Genomic DNA, 1,273 nt, shown 5'->3' with positions numbered 1-1,273 from the left:
ATCCGATTTAGAGTTAACTAAGGGTATAAGTGCGGCAAGTAGTTCAACACCAAATGTGGGTGACACGGTAACCTTTGAAGTTGTATTGACCAATAACGGGCCAGATACAGCAACCAATGTAACGGTAGAAGATATTGTTCCAATAGGTTATACGATAACTGGTGGCACCATAAACAATGGGGGCGTACAGACAGGGAACCAAATCGATTGGACTATAGCGAGTATTGCCAACGGTGCATCGGTAACGTTGAGTTACGATGTAGTAGTCAATGCACCAACAGGATCATTAGGAGAGTATAGTAACGTAGCTCAGGTTACAGGCAGCGATCAGCATGATCCAGACAGTACTCCGGATAACGATGATGGTGACCAGAGTGAGGATGATGAAGACAACTTTATAATTACACCACAGACCTCAGATTTATCGATAGAGAAGATTGTAAGTGATACGACGCCAAATGTAGGTGATATAGTAACCTTTACGATATTAATAAGTAATGATGGTGCTGTAACCGCTACAGGCGTATCGGTACAAGATGTTGTACCAGGTGGATATAGTGGTATTACCAATATATCAGGCGGCGGGGTTTTATCAGGCGGAGATACTATAGATTGGACAGGAATAACAGTTCCATTAGGAATAGATACGGTTATATTAACCTTTGATGCTACGGTAGATGCACCGACAGGGACATCCAATGAGTATGTCAATGGCGTAGAGATAACAGCAAGTGATCAATATGATCCAGACAGTGATCCAACGACAGATGATACAATAGATGATAATGGAGATGGCATAAAAGATGATGATGAAGATACAGCTGAAGTAGTCATCCAACAATCGGATTTAAGTATAGTTAAGAGTATAGATAATACAGTTCCAAATGTAGGAGATACAGTAACCTTTACGTTAGTGATAACCAATGCAGGACCAGATGTAGCTACAGGAGTATCAGTAGAAGATATCTTACCACTAGGCTTTACCTTAACGGCGGTAAACAATGGCGGTACACAAACTGGCAATACGGCGACATGGACAGGCTTGACAGTAGCGGCAAACAATGGTACGGTTACCCTTAGCTATGAGGCTACGGTCAATGCACCAACGGGAGCAGCAGGAGAGTACACAAACTCCGCCCAGATAACGGCAAGTGACCAGTATGATCCAGACAGTGATCCAACGACAGATGATACCGTAGATGAAGATGGCGATGGTAATGGCGATGATGACGATGAGGACACCATCACAATCATGCCAGCACAGGCAGATTTA

At 43.2% G+C, this 1,273-nt stretch carries 1 pseudogene; it reads left to right on the top strand.

The window, feature by feature from the left end:
- A pseudogene (locus tag WA340_RS03740) lies at nt 1–1,273 on the top strand (hypothetical protein); the annotation flags it as partial.

The organism is Mesoflavibacter sp. CH_XMU1422-2, assembly GCF_037029245.1.
Taxonomy (GTDB): Bacteria; Bacteroidota; Bacteroidia; order Flavobacteriales; family Flavobacteriaceae; genus Mesoflavibacter; species Mesoflavibacter zeaxanthinifaciens.
The sequence above is the reverse complement of the archived record's forward strand: the minus strand, read 5'-3'. Positions and strand labels throughout refer to the sequence as shown.